Genomic DNA, 23124 nt, shown 5'->3' on the forward strand with positions numbered 1-23124 from the left:
GAACGACACCGCTCCCCGCGATCCCGGCCATCGTCCGCCACCCCGTCGTGCGTAGACGTGGACGCGTGCTGGGAGGGCTCTCCGGCTCCGCGCTGACCCACGACGAGAGGAGAGGGTGACCCTGGTGGACACGTGCTCCCCGCCGGTCTCCGGCCCAGTGGCACTCGCCGGGTCCCCCTCGCGCCGTCCCGCCCCGGTGACCGGCGGTGGGCTGTTGGCCCTGGAGCTGAGCCTGCGTGCTCGGGGGTTGCGCGGCCTCGACGTGCTACGACGCAGCCAGGACCGGGCGCCTCCGGTGAGGTGCTGACCCCCGCCGGTCGTCGGCCCTCGCCCCTGCGCGTCCTGCTCCGGCGGGACGCGTCCGTCGTCATCCAGGAGAACCACCATGACCTCGCTCGCCACCCCGGCCACCGCCACCGCGTCCCCAGCTGAGACCAGGGACCGGGCGCCGTTCCGGATCCTGCTCCAGACCCAGCGGGCGGACTGCGTCCGGCAGCGCGAACTCGCCCTGGCCGAGACGGCGACGTCGATGCCGGACCCGGTCGCGGTCAACCGCGCAGCGAGCCTGGCGCGCACGATCGAGGAGATCGACGAGGCGCTGCGGCGCATCGCCGCCGGGACCTACGGCCGCTGCGTCCGGTGCGGGGACGCCATCCCCGCCGAGCGACTGGAGTTCCGGCCGTTCGCGGCCACCTGCGTCTCCTGCCAGCAGGCGCACTGAACGGCCTGCGCCTCGGCCGCGCATCCCTGCGCGAACCGCGGGTCCGCCTCCCTCGGCACCCGCCGGTGCCGGGTCCGGCGCCCCGGTGGAGAGGGCGCCCGTCGACCCGCTGCGCTGATCCGCCCCGCACCCCACGCCTGGAGGCTCCCGTGCTACACACCCCGGTCCACCGGTCCACCCCCGATCCCGATCAGCTCCTGTCGGTGCAGACCCTTCCCGACCCCCGCCCCGGCCGGGTCGTCGTCGAGGTCGTCGGTGAGGTCGACAGCTACACCGCCCCCGCGCTGGACCTCTGCCTGACGTCGCAGGCACGCCAGCGTGGCGTCCGCGAGCTGGTCGTCTCCCTGGGACAGGTGACGTTCCTCGGTGCGGCCGGTGTCGGGGTGCTGGCGCAGGCCGATCGTCGCTGCCGGATGCGCGGCGGCCGGCTGGTCGTCCGGACCGGAGGACGGCCGGCCGTCCTGCGCGCGCTGCAGATGACCGGCCTGGCCGACCTCGTCGCCGTCGACCCTGACGGCGTCGACCCGCAGCCGCACGGCCCGCGGACGACCGGGCGACCGCGGACGAGCCCGCGCCGCCCCTCGGCGCGGCGTCGCCGGCGGGTGTGCCGGTGACCTGAGCGACGACCTGGGTACCGCGCTCGCCGCCCGCGTGCAGGCGCTGCTCGCAGAGGTGCACGGTCAACCGGACGAGGCGTCGGTGATCTCGGCGCGGGGGACGCCCCCGGCGGCACTGCGAGTGACATCCGGGCCCGCTCCCGCTCATCACGGTTCCCGCGTGTGCCGCCGTCCGGGGCGGCTCACCGCTCCCGCGCCCCACCTCCCGGGTGGCGCGCGGCGGTCGAGCCGCGGTGCACCTCTCCGAACACCGACCACGCCGTGGCCGAGCCCATCCCGCCCAGCCGGGGCCAGTGGCGCCACACCGCCCATCCGGCAGCGGTGGCCACACCGACCGCCAGTCCGGCGTCCGGCACCCCGAAGATGACCAGCAGGATCGTCGCCCAGACGCCGGCGACCACGAGGGCGGGCGGATCGGGCGGGTCCTGGGACGCCCGGCGGCGCGAGAGCGGCGCGGATCGGGCGGGTTCCTGGGCCTCCTCGGCCCAGGAACGCACGACGTCGTCCCACACCCGCTGCTCGTGATCGTCCAGCACGTCCGACCTCCTCCTTGCCGACTTCGACCATGTCAGTTGCGGAGGAGCCCCGGCTACGGTCTACCCGGGCCAGATGAGGCACGCTGTCCTTGCCGGTCGTCGGCAAGGACGGCGAGGCTGCGGATCGGTTCCCCGGCGAGCCGCGGCCGGGAGAGGAGCGGACGTGTCCCGCAGCACCGGACAGCGGCGCCCCGGCGGGACCGCCGCGTCGTCGGAGGAGTGGCTGGCCTCGGTCGGGGCCTCGGCAGCTGCCGCCGCCCAGGCACCGGCCGACCTGCTGGGTGAGTACCTTCCCCTGCTGGCCGACGCCGCGATCACGGGGCGACGTCCCGACGAGTGGGAGCTGCACGCGGTCCACGAGCTGGGGCGGCGCGCGGCGGCGCAGGGCGTCGGGGCCCGCCGCGCGGTGGACCTGTACCTGTCGGCGGCCTGGCGGCTGTGGCGGCAGCTGCCCGTCGTCGTGCGCTCGTCCGACCCGGAGAAGGTCCGCGCGGCCGCCGAGGCGGTGCTGCGGGTCCTCGACGACGCGGTCGGCGTGCTCGTCGACGGCCACCAGGCCGAACGCCGGGAGATGATCCGCCGCGAGGAGGTCCTGCGGGCGGAGTTCGTCGACGACCTGCTCCGCGGGGACGCCGACGTGTCGCGGATGGTGCAGCGCGCCCAGCTGTTCGGCATCGACCTCGGCAAGCCGCACCACGTCGCCCTGGTCGCGCCCCGCGACCCCGACGGCGGAGTGGACCGTGCGGCGACCGCTCTGGAGCGGGCGGTCGTCGACCGGTTCGGGGACCGGGAGGTCCTGGTCGCGACGAAGGACGGGCGCGTCGTCGTCCTCGTCCCCAGCGCCGCCACCCCTGCGGGAGCTGCCGCGCGCGGCGCCGACCTCGGCGAGCTGCTGCAGGAGGACCTGCGGCGGCTGCGGATCGCCGGCCGGTGGCGGGTGGCCGCCGGACGGGCGTTCCCCGGGGTCTGGGGTGTGCCGCGCAGCTACGAGGAGGCGCGGGAGGCACTGGCCCTCGCCGACCGGCTGGGCTCCGACGACGACGTGGTGCACGCCCGGGACGTGCTGGTGCACCGGGTGCTCGGTCGCGACCAGGCGGCGATCGTGGACCTGGTCCGCGACGTGCTCGGCCCCCTGGAGCAGGTCCGCGGGGGCGCGCAGGTACTGCTCGAGACCCTGCAGGGGTACTTCGACGCCGGTGACGTCGCCACCGAGGCGGCCCGACGGCTGCACGTCTCGGTCCGCACGGTGACCTATCGCCTCGCCCGGGTCGCGCAGCTGACCGGGTACAGCGTGTCCCGGCCCGACCAACGGTTCGCCCTGCAGGCCGCGGTGCTTGGCGCCCGCCTGCTCGAGTGGCCCACCGTGCCGCTGCCGGCCGACCCGTGACCGCTCGGACGTCGGGCGGGCGGTCGGTGCGAGCCGCGGTGGAGCCCACCACGGGCGTGGCCGACGCGGCCGTGCCAGCCTGGGCGGATGCCCGTCCCGTGGGTGCACGCCTTCGTCGACGCGGCGGCCGACCGCGTCGACGCCGCCCGGGGCATTCTGGTCGGCGGTGACCGGCTGGCCACCCGGCGAGCCGTGGCCCGGCCACCCGGAGTTCGTCTCGCTCGTCCCGCCGTCCGGGGCGCCCTACCTGCACGTGCAGGAGGTCGGCGGGCCGCCGCGGGTGCACCTGGACCTGCAGGGCTCGCTCGCCGCCGACGTCCCCGGCTCGCGGAGCTGGGCGCCCGGCCCGGGCCGGTCGGCGCCGGGTGGCGGGTCATGAGCTCGCCGGCCGGCCTGCCGTTCTGCGTCTGCGAAGAGGCGTGGCCGCACGAGCGCCCGAGCGCGGTGACGTGGCCGGACGGACACCGCACCCGGCCGGTGCAGCTGTGCGTCGACGTCCCGGCCGACCGGTACGACGCCGAGCTGGGATCTGGCGGGCGGCGACCGGGTGGGCCGACGAGCCGGTGGACTCCCCCGAGTTCTCCCGGCTGGTGCACCGCTCGCAGAGCCCGCTGGCGCTCCTGGTCCAGCGCCTCGGGGACGACGACGGCGGGGAGCACGCGCGCGCCCACGTGGACCTGGGCAGCGACGACGTCGCCGCCGAGGTGGACCGCGTGCGCGCACTCGACGCCGAGCTGCTGTGGCAGGGCGACGGGTTCGTCGCGCTGCGCGACCCGGTAGGCCTGCCGTTCTGCGTGACCGCCAACCACCCCGACCGGGGCGCCGGCTGACCGCGCTCACCTCACGGCCGCACGTCCCGCGGTGACCACGGGCGCCGGTGTCAGCCCATCGTCTTCTGGCCGTCGATCGACTCCCGCAGGATGTCGGCGTGGCCGGCGTGCTGAGCGGTCTCGGCGATGACGTGCAGGAAGACCCGCCGGGCCGACCAGCGGGCGCCCGGCTCGAACCAGGGCGCCTCCGGCAGCGCGTGCTCGGCGTCCAGGTCCGGGAGGGTGGCGACCAGCTCATCGGTGTGCCGGGCCACCGTCTCGTAGTCGGACAGCACGCCTGCCAGCGTCTCCCCCTGCGCGAGGTGCCAGTGCCGGGTCACCGCGTCGGGGCCCCAGTTGCGGTGCATCGCCTCGGCCCCGCCCTCGGCGAACCGCACCCACTCGGCCTCCGTGGCCGCCACGTGCTTGATCAGCCCGGCCAGGTTGAGTGAGCTGGCGGTGGGCCGTCGCACCGCCTGCTCGTCGGTCAGGTCGCGGACGGTGTACCGCAGGAAGGCCCGGTGTCGCCGCAGCGACTCGATCAGGTCGGCCCGCTCGCGAGTGAGGGTGGTCGTACCGGTCATGGGATCCCCTTCCGTCGTCCTCCGGTGGGCCGGTGCCGACGCTAGGGGCAAGGAGTGCCGGATGGGACGGGTCGGCATCCGCAGGCCGCCTGTCGCGGAGGAACGGTCCTGTCGCGTCGACTGGTCCGTGTGCGTCAGCGCCAGTGAGGTGCGGACGGCTTCTCCGGCGCACGTAGAGAGCTCACGACGAGGGAGCAGGCCAGCCCGGTCATCCCAGGACGGCAAGACGCTGGCGTTCGGCCGCAGCGGCTCCGGGGAGATCGGCGCCGCGCCAGCTCAGGATGCGACCACCTCGGATCAGCGCTGCATGAGCCATCCACGGTTGCGACCTCTGCTGCCCACCGGCGAGTGGAGCAGTGAGCCGGCACGCCGGGTCGACCAGCGTCAGCGTCGAGAGCATCGCTGGTTGGTGACGATGCCGTGACACGACGCCCGGACACTTGTAGCGGCCGCGCCGCCCTGGCGGCCGACTTCAGCGACGAGCAGGCCACGGGAAGTGGGGGCCAAGATGCGCGGCGGTCTGCGGCAGCAACCCACGTCACGGCCGGTGGTTGCTGGGCGCCGCAACGGGCCCGGCGCCCTGCCGTCCCCTCACAGCGCGCCACCTGCCGAGTCCGGGAGTGGTGTGACCCGACGAGACCTCCTCGTAGCCGGGATCGGCATCGCGACCGGAGTGGTCACAACAACCGTCACCAACGTCGCCGTCGAGCGACTAGGGCCGTCCATGGCGTCATCAGACCTGGACGCATTCCCCGCGATCCAGTGGTCACCGGACGGCTCGTTCCTCTTCTACGCCGAGGCACCAGTTGACCTGTCGGATCAGCCCGAACGCTTCGGTACCCCAGAAGGAGGCTACGCACAGGAGGCAATCGACTACCTCGTTGCCCGAGGCTGTGTACGGTCCTCACCGCTGATCGTCAACCTCCACTTCTCACGACCAGGGACCGCGCCCGCAGTCATCCGGGACATACGACTGATCAACCATCGACGTGCTGCGGCGCCCTCAGGGGCGAGCTATCACCACGAGACTGCCGGAGCCAACTCGAACACAGTCTTGGCCGTCGACCTGGATGCGAACTCCCCGGTCCTTGTGCAGTCCACCTACGAGGAGCTTGTCTCGACAGCCGACGTGAGCGGACGTCCGCCAGCCTTCTCCACCACCACCTTCTCCATCCAGCCGCACCTGACGGAGACGATCACGGTCGGCTTCATGACGCGGGAAGGACAACATGGCTTCCAGCTGGCTGTGGACTACTTCGTCGAAGGCCGCGAGCACAGCCTCGTCATCCCGACTGACGTTGACCTCCTACGCGTCACTGGAGTTGTCGAGGCGCGAGAGACGTATGAGTTCCCCTGGTATGACCAGGTCTATCGATTCGTGAGAACGAGTTGAAGTAGCAGCATGGCAAGATCGGTCTCATCTGGCGGAGCAGGGAAAGCGATGAGCTACGCGGCGCGATCGTTGCCAGACAAGCGCTGCCAGCCAGGCATCCCAGTTGGGATCGAGCGACAGCGGACAGGCCAGCGTCGTGTACGCCGGTGTCCACACCTCGAGGCGGAACCGCATCGTCGCGGGCACCGACCCCCACTTCAGCTCGGGGGCTCACAATCAGACGCGGTCCTGGCGCCCGGCGTCGAGCGCAGGGACGCGCCCACCTGACCGTGGAGGAAGCGCAGGCGCTCCTCGAGTCGATCCGGGGCGATCGATGGGAGAGCCTGTTCGGCCTGGTGCTGGCCACCGGGCTGCGCCGCGGAGACGCTGGCCCTGCACCGGTCCGACGTCGACCTCGACGCCGGGTCGCTGCGGGTCCGGTGGGCACTCCAGGACGTCTCAGGGGCTGCAGCTTGACGAACCCACGACCCGACAGGTCCCGCAGGACCGTGGTCCTCCCCCCGCACGGCCATCGAGGCACTCCGGGCCCACCGGACACAACACCTGGAGGAACAGCGCACGGCCGCCGGAGCCTGACAGGAGCACGGCCTGGTCTCCACCACCGAGATCGGGACCCCTCTCGAGCCCGCAACGTGCTGCGCCGCTTCGAGCTCCTCGCGGAGCGGGCCGGCCTCCGCGGCGTCACCCTCCACACCCTGCGGCACTCCGCAGCCAGCTTCGTGCTGGCAGCCGGAACCGACACCAAGGTCGTCCAGGAGCGCCTCGGCCACTTGTCCTACGCCATCACTGCGGACATCCACAGCCACGTGGGTCCCGCCCAGCAACGCGAGGCCGCCGACCGGCTCGACCAGGCGCTCCGCTGGTGACCGTTGCTGACCTCTCGCCGCGTTGCTGTACGCGTTGCCGCGGACATGCGAGAGGGCGGGCCGCCCGTTTCGGTCGACCCGCCCCTCACCTGCGCTGTCGGGCTGACAGGATACGAACCTGCGACCCCTTGACCCCCAGCCGACGGCCGCGGGTCCGCGGCCGTTCGTCGGAGCCTATTCGCGCAGCTCAAACGGCATACGGAACGACGGCGGACCGCAGCGGACGGGCCCGAACGGGGTGCAATGGTGGTCAAGGACCGCCATCCTGACCAGCGCGAACGCCGCTGGAAGCGGCTCAGATGACTGTCACCGAGCGTGACGATGTCTCGAAAGGGCACACCCTGGCAGCGCCCGCGTCGCAGCCAGTCCGAGCGGACCTCCACTGGGCTTCCGCGGATGAAACGTCAGTAGTGGTAGCGCGCCTGGAGGACGACGAGCTGATCACCGTCGACCGTGTAGACCAAGCGGTGCTCCTGGTCGATGCGACGCGACCAGCAGCCCGACAGGTCTCCGCTGAGCCGCTCGGGCTTGCCGGCACCGGTCGCTGGGTCACGGGCCGCCTCGCGGATCAATCGGTTGATCCGCGCGAGCACCTTCCGGTCCCCGGCCCAGCTGGTGCAGTCTTCCCAGCCGTTCGCCGTGAACGCGATCCTCACTCAGCCAGCTCGTGCGGCTCCACCGAGCCCGCCGCGACGTCGGCGAGGCTCTCCCGGAGGCGCTGGGCGTTGCGCGGCGACTGGAGCAGGTACACGGTCTCCTTGAGCGACCGGTACTCGTCAGCCGAGACCAGGAAGGCCGTGCCCTTCTTCGAGACGATCTCCACCGCGTTCTGATCGGCATTGACCTGCTCGATCAGCGGGAACAGCCGCTGACGCGCCTCGCTGGCAGTCACGGACATGGACACTCCATCGGCTAGTTGTACGAGAAACCGTACCACTATGGGCCGCCTTCTGGCGCGCCCGTCCGTGTCGACCGGGATCCGTGGTCGCAAACCGCCGCGCGCACCGGCACGGACGGCGCCCTAGGGCAGCTCAGCCTCATCGCCGGCCGACCGGCTCCTGCAGCTCTCCCGAGTTCCACTCAGCCGAGCCTCGTCAGGACCACGGGTGGAGGATGCCAGCCCCTGGCGACGAGGCGCCGGCGCGGGCCGCGCCGGTAGGCGGGTCCACCCTCGTGGTGAACCGGCTGCATCCGCACGGCGTGGAACCACCGAAGAACCTGGTGCAGCGGCGGACACCCCCGGCACCCCCTTCCGGGTCCCGCCGGAGAGGAGCGATGTCGGTGACCACATCTGGCCTTCCCACGGAGACGGGCGCGGGTGGGGACCCGGACGAGGATGTGCTGTCCCTCGACATCCAGACCGACCCCGACGGAACGGTGACCGTGTCCGCTGCCGGGGAGGTGGACACGTTCACCGCCCCGATGTTGCAGGCGGCCCTGGAGATCCAGCTGGAGCGGCAACCGCCGGAGCTGGTGCTCGATCTGCGCGGCGTGCAGTTCCTGGGCTCGGCCGGACTGGCCTTGCTCGTGGAGACGCAGAAGGCAGCCGACGCGCGCGACATCCGTCTCCTGCTGATCGCCACCACGCGTCCGGTGACCCGGCCACTGCAGGTCACCGGGCTGCTCGACATCTTCACCGTCGTCAGCGCATGAGCCGCCCTCGGGATCGATGGAGGCCGTGGTCGGCCGCGGAGATGGACTCGTCACCCTGATCCGCGCGCTTCCCCAGGCTCGTCGCTGGCCCCCAGCGGACCAAGCGGCTTCGCCCACACTCGACGAACGGCACAGCGCTTGCCATGACACCCACCGGGTCGTGTACCGCACGTCGAGGACACCCGCACCGTCACCGACATCAGCACCTGCCCCGGCTGGCGTCGCGGTCGGTGCGCTGGGACGGGAGGCAGATCGCACGTCGCTCACCAAGGCGCGGATGACAGCGGCGGTGGATGGCTCGAGCCTCGCCCATCCACCGCCGCCAGGACGACTCAGGCCTCGCTGTACCCGCCCTGCTCCTGGAGGAGCTTGGCGTAGTCCTCGACCTTCTTCGCGAAGTCCTCGTGGGAGAACACCATGCCCTCGGCGAAGAGGCTGCCCATGCCCGTGATGTTCATCGAGTGGCGCATGTACTGGTTGAGCCACTTCTTGGAGAACCGCACGCCGACCTGGTCGTAGGAGCGCAGCTTCGCCACCATGCCGTCGACCTCCGCGTCCAACCGGTCGGCCGGCACGGAACGGTTGATGAGACCCATGTCGAGCGCCTCCTGAGCCGTGGCGATGCGGTCGAGCATCAGGAACTCGCGGGCCCGGCTCAGACCGATCCGCGTGGGCCAGACGAGTGATCCGCCGTCACCCGGCACCACGCCGAAGCCCGAGAGGTGCGGGTCGCTGAAGGTGGCGTCGTCGGCCGCGACGACGAAGTCACAGGCCAGCGCGATCGATGCACCCAGGCTGTGCGCCCCGGGGGCGTAGACCTTGGCGATCGTCGGCTTCTCGCAGTTGATGATGTCGCGGACGATGTCCTCGGCTTCCTTGAAGATCTTCAGCATGTCGTTGTAGATGGCCAGGTGCTTGACCCACTCGATGTCGTAGTTCATCGGGTTGAGGAAGCTGCGGTCCTTCCCGGTGACGACGACGACGTCCGCGGACGACTCGTGCGCGGCACGGAAGACCTTCGACAACCCCTCGTGGGTGGCGTCGTCCAGCCGACCGATCTCGATGGTGTAGACGCCGTCCTCGTCGGTGATGTCGATGTTGCCGAATCCACTGGCCACTGCGCTGCTCCTCCGGAAGGGGTGGTCCGGCCCGGCACCGCCTGGAACTCGGTCGCCGACCCGACGGTCGGGGACCGGATGCCGTGGTGGTCGACAGGTCCCGCGATCGCATCCTCCACCTGACCAGCGCGTTCGGTCCACCGGGGCGGCCGGGCCACGGCCAGGGTGGGTGGTCGTCTCCGCCGACATCGCGGCAGCTCAGGCTCTCGGTGCCGGCCCAACTGGATCAGGTCCCGCTCCGGCAGGTCTGGAGCCTGAGGCGAGGCCGAGGACGCCCGAGGCCATAGCATCGGCGAGGTGCATGACCGCTCGCACGTCCAGGTCTCCCTGGGCCAGCAGCTGTACCCCGTGCTCGAGCAGTGCAGGAAGCCCGAGGTCCTGTGGGCGAAGCTGGCCACGGGCCACTACGACTGGCTCGGCGTCCGGCGCAACGGCAAGTACGTGCTGGGACGGCCGCGGCTGTCGGCCCTCGTCCCGGAGGAGGCCGGTCCGCCACCCGACGACGCGCGGGCGCCGCACCGCATCGAGGCACTGGCTCCGCTGCAGCGGATCCCGCGATGGGAGGCCTACGCGACGGCCGAGGAGGCTCAGGACACCTTCCGTCGCCTGGCGCAGGGCGATCCGATCACCCCGCTGCGCACCTCCGGTGTGTGGCGGGCGCGCCTGGTCCTCGACGGCCGGCCGGTCGAGGAGCGCCTGGTGGTCCGGCCGCTCCCCCGGCTGCTCTGACCCCGGACACGGCGGTGCCCGCCACCCCGTCCTGCGGGATGGCGGGCACCGTCGCGGTCGTCAGCCGCCGTGGACACCGACCGGGGCCTCGCGGACCTCGGCCGGCGAGTGGGTCCGGAAGTCGTCCTCCAACTCCTCCAGCGAGCGACCCCGGGTCTCCGGCGCGAACTTCGTGACGAAGAGCAGCGACCCGACGTTGACCAGCGCGAAGAGTCCGAAGGTGGCGGTGGCGCCCAGGGCCTCCACCAGGGGCGGGAAGGCGAAGGAGATCGCCGCGTTGACCGTCCAGAGGACGAAGACCGCGATCCCCATCGCGAACCCGCGGATCGTCATCGGGAAGATCTCCGAGAGCAGCAGCCACACCAGGGTGCCGATGAACGTCTGCACGAAGAAGACGACGAACAGCATCGCGGCGAGGATGAGGTAGCTGCGGAAGCTCGACTCCGGCAGCAGGAAGGACAGGGACAGCACCGCGTGGCCGGCGGCGACCCCGGTGAACCCGGTGAGCAGCAGCGGCCGGCGGTTGACCCGCCCGATCAGCCAGATGCCGAAGACCGTGCCGATGATCGCCACGACGCCGACGGTGATGGTGAGGATCAGCGACGCGCTGGCACCCAGCCCGGTCGACCGGAGGATCGTCGGGGCGTAGTAGTTGACCGTGTTGATGCCGGTCGCCTGCTGCACCGTGGCCAGGCCGCAGCCGATCCACAGGATCCTTCGCATCCACGGGTAGGCGCGCAGGTCCCGAAGGGCTGCCCCCTTGTCCTCGGACGTGTCCCGCTTGGCGTGCTCAGCGATGACGTTGTACTCCTCCGCGGCCTCGGCCGGCTCCCGACTGAGGCCCAGCACCCGCCTGGTCTCGGGCAGCCGGCCGCGGACGGCGTACCAGCGCGGCGAGTCCGGCAGGAAGAACATCCCGACGAGCAGGGCGATCGCGGGGACGGTCGCGACGCCGAGCATCCACCGCCACACGTGCGGGTCCTTGATGAGGGCGTCGAGCAGGGCGTTCATGGCGAACGCGAGGAACTGGCCGGTCACGATCATCAGCTCGTTGATGGTGACCATCCGGCCGCGCCGGTCGGCGGGTGCCATCTCGGCCAGGTACAGCGGGCACGTCACCGCGGCGGCCCCGACACCGAAGCCCAGGAGGATCCGGCCGATGGTCATGACCACCACGTTGGGCGCGATCGCGCAGATCAGCGCGCCTCCGAGGAAGAGCCCGGCACAGACGAGCAGGCTCCCCTTGCGACCGAGGGCGTCGGCGAGCTTGCCGCCCAGGAGTGCGCCGAACGCCGCGCCGGGGAAGAGCAGGGAACTGACGACGACGGCCTCGCTGAACGTCGTGAGCTGCAAGTCGTCCTTCATGTACAGGAGGGCGCCGGAGATGACCCCGGTGTCGTAACCGAACAGCAGACCTCCCAGCGTGGAGATCACCGTCAGCTTGACCAGGAACCGGTTGTGCGCAGGCGATCGTGGCGCTGCGCTGGACGTCCCGGAGGACGAGTGGATCGACATGGGCCGCTCTTTCGAGGAGGAGGGCGTCATGGCCCCGGGTGGAGGTGGGGTGGTTCAGGTGGACGACCGGGCTCGCCCGTGCGGGCGGGGTCCCGGGTGTGCAGAACGGGTCCGCGGGAATGCGTCGTCGGCCGGCCGAGCGAGGGAGCGGAGTCCCGGCCGCGCGGCCGGACACAGGGGTCGCGCCCACGGACGGGAACGCCGGGGCGGCGGACCGCGTCGTCGATGTGTGCCGGGCCTGACAAGCGGGGGAACACGGCGACCCACGTCGCCCGGCGAGCCGGGTGCGGCCTCCCGTCGACGTCGCGGAGGATGAGGTCGTGAGCCCCCAGCTCAGAGGCGGGCGAGCGTCCGTCAGGGACCTCGCGGTCCGCTCCGTGCGCCTGGTGCGCCGGCGCGGCCGGTCTGCGGCGTTCCGTGCGCTGCGCATGACCGGGGCGACCGTGGCGGCCTATCTCGTCGCCCAGGGCGCTGGCCTGCATGAGCCGCCGCCGTTGATCGCGGCGCTCACCGCACTGCTCGTCGTGCAAGCCACGCTCACGAGCACCCTGGTCAACGGGGTCCAGCGGGTGCTCGCCGTGGTCTCCGGCGTGGCGCTCGCGGTGGTGTTCGCCGCCGTCGTGGGGCTCACCTGGTGGAGCCTGGGGGCTCTCGTGGCGGCCGCCATCGTCGTCGGCCAGCTGCTGCGCCTCGGACCGCACCTCGTGGAGGTGCCGATCAGCGCCATGCTCGTGCTGGGGGTCGGCGCGTCGGGCGCCGAGTCCGTCGGTGGTGACCGCATCCTCGAGACGTTGATCGGCGCGGCCGTGGGCATGTCGGTGAACGTCCTGTTCCCCCCGGCCGTGCAGACCAGGTACGCGGTCCGGTCGGTCGAGCGTTTCGCCGGGGAGATCGCCGCCCTGCTCGACGAGGCCGCGGGTGTCCTGGTGGCCGGCCCGGTGACCCCCGAGCAGACGACACGCTGGCTGCAGGCTGCGCGACGTCTCAACCGGCACGTACCCCGGCTGGACCGGGCGCTCGCGCACGCCGAGGAGAGCCGCCGGCTCAACGTGCGGGCCCTGCGGTCCCCGTGGGCGACCACCGGCGTCCGCGCCGGCTTGGACGCGCTGGAGTACACGTCGGTCTCGCTGCGGACGCTGTTCCGCGCGATCGACGACGCGACCCGCGAACGCACCGGTGTCCAGGACGACGCCGCCTACGCCGACGCGGTCCGGCGGACCACCGCCAGTCTGCTGGCGCGCATGGGGACCGTCGTCCGGGAGTTCGGCCGGGTCCTGACGACGGAGCCCGGAGACGCCCGGGCCGCCGGGGCGGACCGGCTGGCCGGCTCGCTCGCGGCCATGGTGAGCGGGCGTGCGCTCGTGGCAGACCTGCTGATCGGTGACCCGCGCAGCAGGACGGGGCTGTGGGAGCTGAACTCCGCACTGCTCACGACCGTCGACCGCGTCGTCGACGAGCTCGGCCCGGGGTCGGCGGAGGACGTCCCGGTCCTGCCCGTTCGGCCCCGCGCCACGCAGCGGGCGACGGACCGGTTGCGCCTGGGCCGCCGCCCGTCCTGACGTCGCGGGGCGCCGGCCGACGACCGTCTCTCGTGCGGACACGTCGTCCCTCCTTCCGGGGCGTGAACGGGCAGGGTGGGCCGGGGACAGGGGCCCAGGGATCAGAGGTCGCCGTCGAGGAACTGGGCTCGGCCCAGTCCGAAGGACCAGTCGGCCCGGGTGTTGCCGACGACAGACACCACGAGGTCGCCGGGTGCCAGGGCGGTGGCCTCGCCGAGCCGTCTGCACAGACCCGCGTAGAGGGCCCGCTTCTGCTCGTCGGAACGCCCCTGCTGGAACACCTGCAGCACGACGAGGTCGTCGGTGCGCTCGATGCCGAGCCCGGTGTCCTCGCAGATCAACTGGTCCGGCTTGTGCTCGGTGATCACCTGGTAGCGGTCTCCGGGCGGGGCGGCGAAGACGTCGAGCACGACCTCCTGGACGGTGTCGGCCAGCAGGCGGAGCTCCTCGGGCCTGCGTCGTCCCTCGACGACGTCGATGCGGATCAGGGGCACAGGGCCTCCCTCGACGATGGGTCGACCGGCGTGACGCCGGCCACACAGTCGAGGACTATGTCAGGACATTAGGACTTTGTGAAGACGCGTTTGGCAGTCTTCGCGGACGCGGCGGGCGTCGACGCGCCGCGGGGACCCACCGACCGTGCCCGCGGGACGCAGGTGGACCCGCCGGAGGTGCGAGGAGGCCGACGACCCGCACGAAGAGGTGCCGGCCATCAGGCAGGGGCGCCGCAGATCAGCGGCCGACGAGCGTCGTCTCGAAGTCGTAGCGAGAGGCGCGGTAGACGTGACGGCCGTGCTCGACGGGAGCGCCCTTGTCGTCGAACGCCGTGCGCTGCATCGTCAGGAGGGCCGACCGCGGGGGTTCGCCGAGCAGCCGCGCCTCGTCAGCCCGGGCCAACCGGGCCCCGATGCGCTGGTGGGCGACCCGCAGGTGGACCCCCTGGCCGCGCAGGTACTGGTACAGCCCCCGCTCGGTCAGCTCGGCGACCGTCGGTTCGAACCGCCCGGGCAGGTAGTTGGTCAGGATCGCCAGCGGCTCGCCACGGGTCCGGCGCAGGCGGCGGAGGGCCACGACCTCCTCGTCCGGGGCGACGTCGAGCTCCGCGGCGACGTCGGCGGGAGCGGGGACCCGCTCGAGCGAGAGGACCTCTGTCGACGGCGTCTCGCCGCCGCGGGTGAGGTCGTCGTAGAGGCTGGTGAGCTCCACCGACCGCCGGACGTGGGGCTGGATGACCTGGGTCCCCACGCCGCGCTTGCGGACGAGCAGGCCCTTGTCGACGAGCTCCTGGACGGCGCGGCGGACCGTCGGCCGCGACAGGCCGTAGTGCTGCGCCAGGAGGAGCTCGTTCTCGAGCTTGGACCCGGCCGGCAGGGCCCCCTCGGAGATGGCCCGCTCGATGGCCTGCGACAGCTGGAAGTACAGCGGGGTCGGGCTCGACCGGTCGATGTCGAAGGCGGGCGTGACGGCCACTCGTCCTCCTCGTCCGTGCCCGGCGGAACGGCGCCCGTCGGCACCGCTGACCGCATCCTCGCACCCGGGACCCCGGCGCCACCTCACCACGTCGGGGCATCGGGACATCCCGACGTCCTGCTGTCCTTATGTCCTGACAAACTCTTGACGCGGTCATGTGGCGTGCCGCACAGTCTCCCCACACCGCAGGACGACGCACAGGGACGGAGCGCACCGTGCAGAACGCACCGGACGTGGTGGTCATGGGCCGCAGCGGCGTCGACATCTACCCGTTGCAGGTCGGCGTCGGGCTCGAGGACGTCAGCACCTTCGGCAAGTTCCTCGGTGGCAGCGCGGCCAACGTCGCCGTCGCCGCCGCCCGTCTCGGCCACTCCCCCGCCCTCGTCACGGGGGTGGGCGACGACCCCTTCGGCCGCTTCGTCCGCCGGGCGCTGCGCGAGCTGGGGGTCGACGACAGCCACGTCGTCGTCGACCCCGAGCACCCGACGCCGGTGACGTTCTGCGAGATCTTCCCGCCCGACGACTTCCCGCTGTACTTCTACCGCCGGCCCGCGGCTCCCGACCTGCAGGTGCGCCCCGCGGACCTCGACCTGGCGGCCGTCCGCCACGCCCGGCTGTTCTGGGCCACCGTCACCGGCCTGTCCGAGGAGCCCTCCCGCTCGGCCCACCACGCCGCCTGGGAGGCGCGCGGACGGGGGCGGCACACCGTGCTCGACCTCGACTACCGGCCCGTGTTCTGGTCCTCGCCGGCGGCGGCCACCGCCCAGGTCCGGGCGGCGCTGCCGCGCGTGACCGTGGCCGTCGGCAACCGCGAGGAGTGCGAGGTCGCCACCGGGGAGACCGATCCCGACCGGGCCGCCGACGCCCTGCTCGACGCAGGCCTCGAGCTGGCCGTCGTCAAGCAGGGGCCACGCGGCGTCCTCGGCAAGACGCGCAGCGAGCGCGTCGTCGTGCCGCCCACGCCGGTCGAGGTGGTCAACGGACTCGGCGCCGGTGACGCCTTCGGCGGCTCGCTCGTGCACGGCCTGCTCACCGGCCTGCCGCTGGAACAGGTGCTGCGCAACGCCAACGCGGCCGGGGCGATCGTCGCCTCCCGGCTGGAGTGCTCGACCGCCATGCCGACCGCCGACGAGGTCGCCGCCCACGTGGCGGCGCACGCCCACTCCCCCGCCGCCAGCACCATGGAGAGCACCCGTGTCTGACACCGCCCTGGACCTGCCCGACGTCGGGACGAGCGCACCGATCTGTTCCTCCTACGCCGAGGTCACCGACCTGCGCAGCCGTCACCCCGAGGCGATCGCACAGGCGCTGGCCACCCGGCGGCGGCGCCCGTCGTTCCTCCCCGAGGACGGCCGGCTCATGCTGGTCGCCGCCGACCACCCCGCCCGTGGCGCGCTGGCCGCGCAGGGCCGGCCGACGGCGATGAGCAGCCGTACCGACATGCTCGACCGGTTGCGCACCGCGCTGGCGCGGCCCGGCGTGGACGGCCTGCTGGCCACCGCCGACATCGCCGAGGACCTCCTGCTCCTGGGTGCGCTGGAGGACAAGGTGGTGGTCGCCTCGATGAACCGCGGCGGCCTGGCCGGCTCGGCCTTCGAGCTCGACGACCGGATGACCGCCTACGACGTCCGGGGCGTGGTCGAGGCCCGCTTCGACGCCGCGAAGATGCTCAACCGCTTCGACCTCGACGACCCGGGGACCGTGGCCTCGATGGAGTCGGCCGGCCGCGCGGTGACCGACCTGGCCCGCGCCGGGGTGATCGCCATGCTCGAGCCGTTCCTGTCCCGCCGGATGGACGGCCGGGTGGTCAACGACCTGTCCCCTGACGCGGTCATCAAGAGCGTGCACATCGCCCAGGGTCTGGGCGCGACCTCGGCCTACACCTGGCTCAAGCTGCCGGTGGTCGACGAGATGGAACGCGTCATGGACGCGACCACCCTGCCCACCCTGCTGCTCGGCGGCGACCCGTCCCGGCACCCGGAGGAGACCTTCGCGCAGTGGCGCGACGCGCTCGCCCTGCCGTCCGTGCGCGGCCTGGTCGTCGGCCGGACGCTGCTCTACCCGCCCGACGACGACGTCGCCGACGCCGTGGACACCGCGGTGTCCCTCGTCCACTGAGCCGGCCCGGAGGCACCCCGTGACCACTGCCGCTCGTGACACCCGCACGCTGCACCTGCCCGCCGGCAGCGCGGCCACCCGGGACTACGCCCTCGAGGTCACCCCCGAGTCGGCGGGCTGGAGCCACTCCGGCCTGCGCCTCCTCGAGCTGACCGCCGGTGGCGGGCACACCCTGCACACCGGCGAGGACGAGGTCCTCGTCGTCCCGCTGTCCGGTGGCCTCGTCGTCTCCTGCGACGGCCGAACGCTGGCCCTCGCGGGCCGGGCGCACGTCTTCGCGGGTCCCACCGACTTCGCCTACCTCCCCCGCGGGGCCACCGCCGACCTCTCCAGCGAGGGCGGTGGCCGGTTCGCCCTCTGCGCGGCGCGTGCCCACCGCACCCTGCCGGTGCGCCACGGCCCGGCCTCGGGCGTGCCGGTGGAGCTGCGCGGGGCCGGCTCCTGCAGCCGGCAGGTCAACAACTTCGCCACCGCCGGGGTGTTCGAGGCCGACTCGATCATCGCCTGCGAGGTGATCACCCCCGGCGGCAACTGGTCGAGCTATCCGCCGCACAAGCACGACGAGACCTCCGCCGTGGAGAGCGAGCTCGAGGAGATCTACTACTTCGAGGTCGCCCCCGGCCCGCAGGGCCAGCCCGGCCTGGCCTACCACCGGGTCTACGGCACGCCGGAGCGGCCGATCGACGTGCTCGCCGAGGTGCGGGACGGCGACGTCGTCCTGGTCCCGCACGGGTGGCACGGTCCCTCGATCGCCGCGCCCGGCCACGACCTCTACTACCTCAACGTCATGGCCGGCCCCGGTCCCGAGCGGGCCTGGCGCATCGTCGACGACCCGGTCCACGCCTGGGTGCGCGACACCTGGGCCGAGCAGGACGTCGACCAGCGGCTGCCCCTGCACTCCCCCGACCGCGCGGCCGCACCTCCTCCCACCCGCCCCGACCAGAACGGAGCGACCCGACCGTGAGCGCGCCGTCCCACCCCCCGGCCCGGACCGAGACCACCCGGCTGACCGTCTCCCAGGCCGTCGTCCGCTTCCTGGCCCAGCAGCACACCGAGCGCGACGGCGTACGCCAGCGGCTGTTCGCCGGCTGCTTCGGCATCTTCGGCCACGGGAACGTGGCCGGCCTCGGCCAGGCGCTCCTGCAGGCCGAGATCGACGACCCCGGCGCGCTGCCCTACGTGCTGGGCCGCAACGAGCAGGCCCTGGTGCACACGGCCGTGGCCTACGCCCGGGCGAGGGACCGGCTGCAGACCTGGGCGGTCTCCACCAGCGTGGGTCCCGGCGCGACCAACATGGTCACCGGCGCCGCCCTGGCCACGATCAACCGGCTCCCCGTGCTGCTGTTGCCGGCCGACACCTTCGCCACCCGCTCCGCCGGGTCGCTGCTGCAGGAGCTGGAGCTGCCCGCGTCCGGTGACGTCACCGTCAACGACGCCTTCCGGCCGGTCTCGCGGTACTTCGACCGCATCTGGCGGCCCGAGCAGCTGCCCAGCGCCCTGCTGGCCGCCATGCGGGTGCTCACCGACCCAGCCGAGACCGGCGCGGTCACCCTGTGCTTCCCGCAGGACGTGCAGGCCGAGGCCTTCGACTGGCCGGTGGAGCTCTTCGCCGAGCGCACGTGGCACGTGGGCCGGCCGGCGCCCGAGTCCGCCGCGCTGGCCCGCGCCGTCGAGGTGATCCGCTCGGCCCGCCGGCCGCTCGTCATCGCCGGTGGGGGCGTCATCTACTCCCGGGCCACCGAGGCCCTGGACGCGTTCGCCACCGCCACCGGCATCCCGGTCGGTCAGACCCAGGCCGGCAAGGGGGCACTGCCCTTCGACCACCCGCAGTCGGTGGGCGCCATCGGCTCCACCGGGACGACGGCGGCCAACGCCCTGGCCCGCGATGCCGACGTCGTCATCGGCCTCGGCACCCGCTACCAGGACTTCACCACCGCGTCGCGGACCGCGTTCAGCGACCCGGACGTGCGCTTCGTCAACGTCAACGTCGCCTCGCTCGACGCCGTCAAGCACGCCGGCGTGACGGTGCAGGCCGACGCCCGCGAGACCCTCACCGCGCTCACCGAGGCGCTCGCCGGCTGGTCGGTCGAGGACCGGTACCGCGCCCGCACCGCCGAGCTCGCCGCGGAGTGGGAGCGCACCGTGGAGGCCGCCTACCACCCGCCGACGCCGAGCGCCGGTGCGGGCGGCCGGCTCACCCAGAACGAGGTCATCGGCCTGGTGAACGAGGTCTCCGGCCCGCGCGACGTCGTGGTCTGCGCGGCCGGCTCGATGCCCGGTGACCTGCACAAGATGTGGCGGGTCCGCGACCGGAAGGGCTACCACGTCGAGTACGGCTACTCGTGCATGGGCTACGAGGTGGCCGGCGGACTGGGGGTGGCCATGGCCGACCCCGACCGCGACGTGTTCGTCATGGTCGGCGACGGCTCGTACCTGATGATGGCCACCGAGCTGGTCACCGCCGTGCAGGAGGGCGTCAAGCTCGTCGTCGTCCTGGTGCAGAACCACGGCTTCGCCTCCATCGGCGCGCTGTCCGAGCAGCTGGGCTCCCAGCGCTTCGGCACCCGCTACCGCTCCCGCGCGCGGAACGGCCGGCTGGAGGGCGGCGTCCTCCCGGTCGACCTCGCCGCCAACGCCGCCAGCCTCGGTGTCGACGTCCTCACCGCCCAGGACGGGCCCAGCCTCGAGGCCGCGCTGCGCAAGGCCAAGGCCAGCGACCGCGCCACCGTCGTCCACGTCGAGACCGACCCGCTGGTCGACGCCCCCTCCAGCGAGTCGTGGTGGGACGTGCCGGTCAGCGAGGTGTCCACCCTCGAGTCCACCCAGCGCGCCCGCGCCGTCTACGAGCAGTGGAAGGCGCGCCAGCACCCCTACCTGACGCCGTCCGAGCGCGGTCCCGCGCACTCCTGAGCAGCCCACCCGGAGGAGACGAACGAATGACCGCGCAGCACTCGGCGGCCCCGGCCGCGCAGGCGACGGGCAGCGCCCGGATCCGGGTCGGATCGGCGCCCGACTCGTGGGGCGTCTGGTTCCCCGACGACCCCCAGCAGGTCCCCTGGCAGCGGTTCCTCGACGAGGTCAGCGCCGCCGGCTACGAGTGGATCGAGCTGGGCCCCTACGGCTACCTGCCCACCGACCCGGCCCGGCTGGGCGACGAGCTGGCCGCCCGTGGCCTGCGCGTCTCGGCCGGGACGGTGTTCGAGCACCTGCACCGCCCTGACTCCTGGGACGACGTGTGGCGCCAGGTCGGCGACGTCGCCACGCTCACCCGCGCCATGGGCGGCACCCACGTGGTCGTCATCCCCGACGTCTGGCGCGACCACAAGACCGGCGCGGCCATCGAGCCGCGCGAGCTCACCGGCGAGGCCTGGCAACGCCTCGCTGCCGGCATGGACCGCCTCGGCCGGGCGGTGCAGGAGGAGTACGGCCTGGACATCGCCTTCCACCCACATGCCGACAGCCACGTCGGACACCAGCGGGACATCGAGCGCTTCCTCGCCGAGACCGACCCCCGCTACGTCCCCCTGTGCCTGGACACCGGCCACGTCAGCTACTACGGCGGCGACAACCTCGACCTCATCCGCCGCTTCCCCGAGCGGATCGGCTACCTGCACCTCAAGCAGGTCGACCCGGCGGTGATCGAGCGGGTGCACGCCGAGGACATCCCCTTCCCCCAGGCCGTGCAGCTCGGCGCCATGACGGAGCCGCCCAACGGGGTGCCCGACCTCCGGCCGCTGCTGGAGGAGGTCGAGCGGCTCGGCCTGGACGTGTTCGCCATCGTCGAACACGACCTCTACCCCTGCCCGCCCGACGTGCCGTTCCCCATCGCGCAGCGCACCCACCGGCACATCGGCGGCTGCGGGCTGCGGTCCCTCGAGATGGGCACGCCCAGGACCTCCCAGGAGCGGCAGGCATGACCACCACCGAGACCCGGGCCGGGGTGCTCCCGGTCATGGCCGACGTCCCGGCCCGCGGCCTGCGCGTCGCCGTCCTCGGTGTGGGGTTGATGGGCGCCGACCACGTTGCGCGGCTGCACAGCCGGATCTCGGGCGCCCAGGTCGTGGCGGTCAGCGACGCCTTCACCGAGAAGGCGGAGGAGGTCGCCGCGGCGGTTCCAGGCTGTCGGGCCGTCGCAGACCCGCTGGCGGTCATCGCCGACCCGGAGGTGGACGCGGTCGTCATCGCCACCCCCGGCCAGTTCCACCGGGAACAGGTCCTCGCCTGCATCGAGCACGGCAAGCCCGTGCTGTGCGAGAAGCCGCTGACCACGGACGCCGACAGCTCGCTGGCCGTCGTCCGGGCCGAGGACGAGTACGCCGCCCGCACCGGCCGGCGCCTCGTGCAGGTGGGCTTCATGCGCCGGTTCGACCCCGAGTACGCGCAGCTGCGCCAGCTGATCGCCTCCGGGCACCTGGGAGAGCCGTTGGTCGTGCACTGCGCACACCGCAACGCCGCCGTCCCGCCGCACTTCACCAGCGAGATGATGATCACGGACTCGGTGGTGCACGAGGTCGACGCCGCGCGCTTCCTGCTCCACGAGGAGATCGCGGCGGTCACCGTGCTGCGGCCGAGGGCGACCCGACACGCGGTCGCCGGCCAGTCCGACCCCCTGTTCGTGCTGCTCGAGATGGCCAGTGGGCGCATGGTCGACGTGGAGTGCTTCGTCAGCACCGGTGTGGGCTACGAGGTGCGGACCGAGGTCGTGGCCGAGGACGGCATCGCGCTCATCGGTCTCGACACCGGCCTGGTGCGGCAGAGCGCCGGGGCGGGCGGTGCGGTCCGCAGCAGCGGCATCACGCCGAGCTTCAAGGAGCGATTCGGCCGCGCCTACGACATCCAGATCCAGCGCTGGGTCGACGCGGCCCGTCGCGGCGGGATCGACGGCCCCGGGGTCTGGGACGGCTATGCAGCTGCAGCGGTCGGGGAGGCCGGCGTGGCGGCGCTGCGCACCGGCCGTCGCACCGAGGTCCGGCTCGAGTCGCGGGAGTCGACGCAGTCATGAGGATCGCCCTGGACCCGCAGATGCTGCGAACCACGCCACTGCTGGACCTGCCCGACCTGGTGGCCGGCATGGGCTACGAGTGGATCGAGCTCTCGCCCCGCGAGGACTTCATCCCCTTCTTCAAGCACCCCCGGGTGGACACCGCCACCGTCCGCACGTTCAAGGCCAGGCTGGCCTCCGCCGGCGTCGGGATCACCTCGCTGCTGCCGGTCATGCGCTGGTCCGGGCCCGGTGAGGCGGAGCGGCAGGCCGCCGTCCGGTACTGGAAGCGGGCCATCGAGATCTGCGCCGAACTCGGCGTCGACACGATGAACAGCGAGTTCAACGGCCGACCCGAGGCCCCTGAGCTCGCCGAGGCCATGTTCTGGCGGTCGATGGAGGAGCTGCTGCCGGTCTTCGAGCGAGAGGGCATCAAGCTCGCGCTGGAGCCGCACCCCGACGACTTCATCGAGCTCGGGCACCCGGCGATCGACATGGTCCGCGGCATCGACTCCCCGTGCGTCTCCTTCCTGTACTGCCTGCCGCACACGTTCCACCAGGGCGACGACGCGCCGGGGATCATCGCGCACGCCGGCGACCTGCTCACCCACGTGCACGTCGCCGACTCCATGGACCACACCGCCTCCGACGGGCTGCGCTACATCACCAACCCGCCCGGCAACCCGATCCGTGTCCACCAGCACATGGAGATCGGCCGCGGGGACGTCGACTTCGACGAGGCCTTCGCCGCCCTGGCCGGGATCGGCTTCGACGGCGTCCTGACCACCTGCGTCTTCGGCTGGGACGAGCAGGCCCGCGAGTCGGGCACCCGGATGCTCGCCGCCATCCGCGAGCTGGTCGCCAAGCACTTCCCCCACGGCACGACCCCCTGACCCGTCCCGCACTCCACGAGAGGCAGCACCATGGCTGAGCACATCCCCCACTGGATCGACGGCGCCCGGCGTGAGGGCACCAGCGGCCGCACCGGCGAGGTGACCGACTCCGCGACCGGCGAGGTCACCGGCGCGGTCGCGCTGGCCTCCACCGAGGAGGTCGACGCCGCCGTCG

Annotated in this window: 25 protein-coding genes; 17 read left to right on the plus strand and 8 right to left on the minus strand. The window is 72.7% G+C overall.

All coding sequences use genetic code 11. The features are described from left to right. Positions 1 to 385: 385 nt before the first annotated feature. A complete protein-coding gene (locus ACI79C_RS09700; protein WP_456945435.1) occupies positions 386 to 721 on the plus strand; it encodes a TraR/DksA family transcriptional regulator in 336 nt (111 codons plus the stop codon). A gap of 149 nt (positions 722 to 870) precedes the next feature. Continuing rightward, on the plus strand, positions 871 to 1335 hold the full coding sequence (locus ACI79C_RS09705) for an anti-sigma factor antagonist (RefSeq protein ID WP_456945436.1): 465 nt from the start codon (positions 871 to 873) through the stop codon (positions 1333 to 1335). Between the two features lie 185 nt (positions 1336 to 1520). On the opposite strand, the gene ACI79C_RS09710 is transcribed toward ACI79C_RS09705, so the two are convergent. Beyond that, positions 1521 to 1874, minus strand: coding sequence for a hypothetical protein (locus ACI79C_RS09710; RefSeq protein ID WP_456945437.1), 354 nt, complete (start codon positions 1872 to 1874; stop codon positions 1521 to 1523). Between the two features lie 163 nt (positions 1875 to 2037). Between ACI79C_RS09710 and ACI79C_RS09715 the strand changes: the two genes are divergently transcribed. The 3 genes from ACI79C_RS09715 (at position 2038) to ACI79C_RS09725 (ending at position 4091) form a co-directional block, all read left to right on the plus strand. Next, positions 2038 to 3261, plus strand: a complete 1224-nt coding sequence (locus tag ACI79C_RS09715) for a PucR family transcriptional regulator (protein WP_456945438.1) — start codon at positions 2038 to 2040, stop codon at positions 3259 to 3261. A gap of 166 nt (positions 3262 to 3427) precedes the next feature. After that, on the plus strand, positions 3428 to 3640 hold the full coding sequence (locus ACI79C_RS09720) for a hypothetical protein (RefSeq protein ID WP_456945439.1): 213 nt from the start codon (positions 3428 to 3430) through the stop codon (positions 3638 to 3640). Positions 3641 to 3746: 106 nt separating this feature from the next. Next, the gene (locus ACI79C_RS09725) at positions 3747 to 4091 is read left to right on the plus strand and encodes a VOC family protein (protein ID WP_456945440.1); all 345 of its coding nucleotides are present in this window, start codon (positions 3747 to 3749) and stop codon (positions 4089 to 4091) included. 50 nt (positions 4092 to 4141) lie between these two features. Here the strand turns inward: ACI79C_RS09725 and ACI79C_RS09730 are convergent, their stop codons facing one another. Next, entirely contained in the window at positions 4142 to 4654 is a 513-nt protein-coding gene (locus tag ACI79C_RS09730) for a DinB family protein (RefSeq protein ID WP_456945441.1), read from the minus strand. Between the two features lie 625 nt (positions 4655 to 5279). On the opposite strand from ACI79C_RS09730, the gene ACI79C_RS09735 reads away from it, so the two are divergent. Together ACI79C_RS09735 and ACI79C_RS09740 are read left to right on the plus strand one after the other, a co-directional pair. After that, a complete protein-coding gene (locus tag ACI79C_RS09735; protein ID WP_456945442.1) occupies positions 5280 to 6047 on the plus strand; it encodes a hypothetical protein in 768 nt (255 codons plus the stop codon). Positions 6048 to 6535: 488 nt separating this feature from the next. Then, positions 6536 to 6913, plus strand: coding sequence for a tyrosine-type recombinase/integrase (locus tag ACI79C_RS09740; protein ID WP_456945443.1), 378 nt, complete (start codon positions 6536 to 6538; stop codon positions 6911 to 6913). A gap of 404 nt (positions 6914 to 7317) precedes the next feature. Here the strand turns inward: ACI79C_RS09740 and ACI79C_RS09745 are convergent, their stop codons facing one another. Beyond that, on the minus strand, positions 7318 to 7569 hold the full coding sequence (locus ACI79C_RS09745; protein ID WP_456945444.1) for a Txe/YoeB family addiction module toxin: 252 nt from the start codon (positions 7567 to 7569) through the stop codon (positions 7318 to 7320). Beyond that, positions 7566 to 7811, minus strand: coding sequence for a type II toxin-antitoxin system Phd/YefM family antitoxin (locus ACI79C_RS09750; RefSeq protein WP_456945445.1), 246 nt, complete (start codon positions 7809 to 7811; stop codon positions 7566 to 7568). The genes ACI79C_RS09745 and ACI79C_RS09750 overlap by 4 nt, the downstream gene beginning before the upstream one ends. Positions 7812 to 8188: 377 nt before the next feature. On the opposite strand from ACI79C_RS09750, the gene ACI79C_RS09755 reads away from it, so the two are divergent. Continuing rightward, positions 8189 to 8566 (plus strand): STAS domain-containing protein, encoded by a 378-nt coding sequence (locus ACI79C_RS09755; RefSeq protein WP_456945446.1) that lies wholly within the window; start codon positions 8189 to 8191, stop codon positions 8564 to 8566. A gap of 332 nt (positions 8567 to 8898) precedes the next feature. Here ACI79C_RS09755 and ACI79C_RS09760 read toward each other — a convergent pair whose 3' ends face one another. Continuing rightward, positions 8899 to 9684: an enoyl-CoA hydratase/isomerase family protein gene (locus ACI79C_RS09760; RefSeq protein WP_456850537.1), complete on the minus strand. Its 786-nt coding sequence runs from the start codon at positions 9682 to 9684 to the stop codon at positions 8899 to 8901. A gap of 297 nt (positions 9685 to 9981) precedes the next feature. Here ACI79C_RS09760 and ACI79C_RS09765 point away from each other — a divergent pair, with 297 nt between their 5' ends. Then, positions 9982 to 10413, plus strand: a complete 432-nt coding sequence (locus ACI79C_RS09765; RefSeq protein WP_456945447.1) for a hypothetical protein — start codon at positions 9982 to 9984, stop codon at positions 10411 to 10413. A 60-nt stretch (positions 10414 to 10473) separates the two neighbouring features. Here the strand turns inward: ACI79C_RS09765 and ACI79C_RS09770 are convergent, their stop codons facing one another. Continuing rightward, positions 10474 to 11928 (minus strand): sugar porter family MFS transporter, encoded by a 1455-nt coding sequence (locus ACI79C_RS09770; RefSeq protein ID WP_456945448.1) that lies wholly within the window; start codon positions 11926 to 11928, stop codon positions 10474 to 10476. Between the two features lie 428 nt (positions 11929 to 12356). Between ACI79C_RS09770 and ACI79C_RS09775 the strand changes: the two genes are divergently transcribed. Then, a complete protein-coding gene (locus ACI79C_RS09775; RefSeq protein WP_456945449.1) occupies positions 12357 to 13487 on the plus strand; it encodes an FUSC family protein in 1131 nt (376 codons plus the stop codon). A gap of 101 nt (positions 13488 to 13588) precedes the next feature. Here ACI79C_RS09775 and ACI79C_RS09780 read toward each other — a convergent pair whose 3' ends face one another. Together ACI79C_RS09780 and ACI79C_RS09785 are read right to left on the minus strand one after the other, a co-directional pair. Then, a complete protein-coding gene (locus tag ACI79C_RS09780; RefSeq protein ID WP_456945450.1) occupies positions 13589 to 13981 on the minus strand; it encodes a tautomerase family protein in 393 nt (130 codons plus the stop codon). Positions 13982 to 14219: 238 nt separating this feature from the next. Next, positions 14220 to 14957 (minus strand): GntR family transcriptional regulator, encoded by a 738-nt coding sequence (locus tag ACI79C_RS09785; RefSeq protein ID WP_456945451.1) that lies wholly within the window; start codon positions 14955 to 14957, stop codon positions 14220 to 14222. 215 nt (positions 14958 to 15172) lie between these two features. Here ACI79C_RS09785 and iolC point away from each other — a divergent pair, with 215 nt between their 5' ends. From iolC to ACI79C_RS09820, 7 genes are read left to right on the plus strand one after another with little or no spacing between them, the layout of a single operon-like run. Next, positions 15173 to 16159: a 5-dehydro-2-deoxygluconokinase gene (iolC, locus tag ACI79C_RS09790; protein ID WP_456945452.1), complete on the plus strand. Its 987-nt coding sequence runs from the start codon at positions 15173 to 15175 to the stop codon at positions 16157 to 16159. Beyond that, entirely contained in the window at positions 16152 to 17075 is a 924-nt protein-coding gene (locus ACI79C_RS09795; RefSeq protein ID WP_456945453.1) for a class I fructose-bisphosphate aldolase, read from the plus strand. The genes iolC and ACI79C_RS09795 overlap by 8 nt, the downstream gene beginning before the upstream one ends. Positions 17076 to 17094: 19 nt before the next feature. Next, positions 17095 to 18039, plus strand: coding sequence for a 5-deoxy-glucuronate isomerase (gene iolB / locus ACI79C_RS09800; RefSeq protein WP_456945454.1), 945 nt, complete (start codon positions 17095 to 17097; stop codon positions 18037 to 18039). Continuing rightward, a complete protein-coding gene (gene iolD / locus ACI79C_RS09805; protein ID WP_456945455.1) occupies positions 18036 to 19985 on the plus strand; it encodes a 3D-(3,5/4)-trihydroxycyclohexane-1,2-dione acylhydrolase (decyclizing) in 1950 nt (649 codons plus the stop codon). The genes iolB and iolD overlap by 4 nt, the downstream gene beginning before the upstream one ends. A 26-nt stretch (positions 19986 to 20011) precedes the next feature. Beyond that, complete coding sequence (locus tag ACI79C_RS09810; RefSeq protein WP_456945456.1) at positions 20012 to 20992, plus strand: sugar phosphate isomerase/epimerase family protein; 981 nt, start codon at positions 20012 to 20014, stop codon at positions 20990 to 20992. Continuing rightward, positions 20989 to 22077 carry a Gfo/Idh/MocA family protein gene (locus tag ACI79C_RS09815; protein WP_456945457.1) on the plus strand — a complete coding sequence of 363 codons (1089 nt, stop codon included), beginning with the start codon at positions 20989 to 20991 and terminating at the stop codon, positions 22075 to 22077. The genes ACI79C_RS09810 and ACI79C_RS09815 overlap by 4 nt, the downstream gene beginning before the upstream one ends. Continuing rightward, positions 22074 to 22949 carry a sugar phosphate isomerase/epimerase family protein gene (locus ACI79C_RS09820; RefSeq protein WP_456945458.1) on the plus strand — a complete coding sequence of 292 codons (876 nt, stop codon included), beginning with the start codon at positions 22074 to 22076 and terminating at the stop codon, positions 22947 to 22949. Before ACI79C_RS09815 ends, ACI79C_RS09820 begins: the two co-directional genes overlap by 4 nt. Positions 22950 to 23124 lie beyond the last annotated feature (175 nt).

The organism is Geodermatophilus sp. SYSU D00697 (assembly GCF_054050175.1).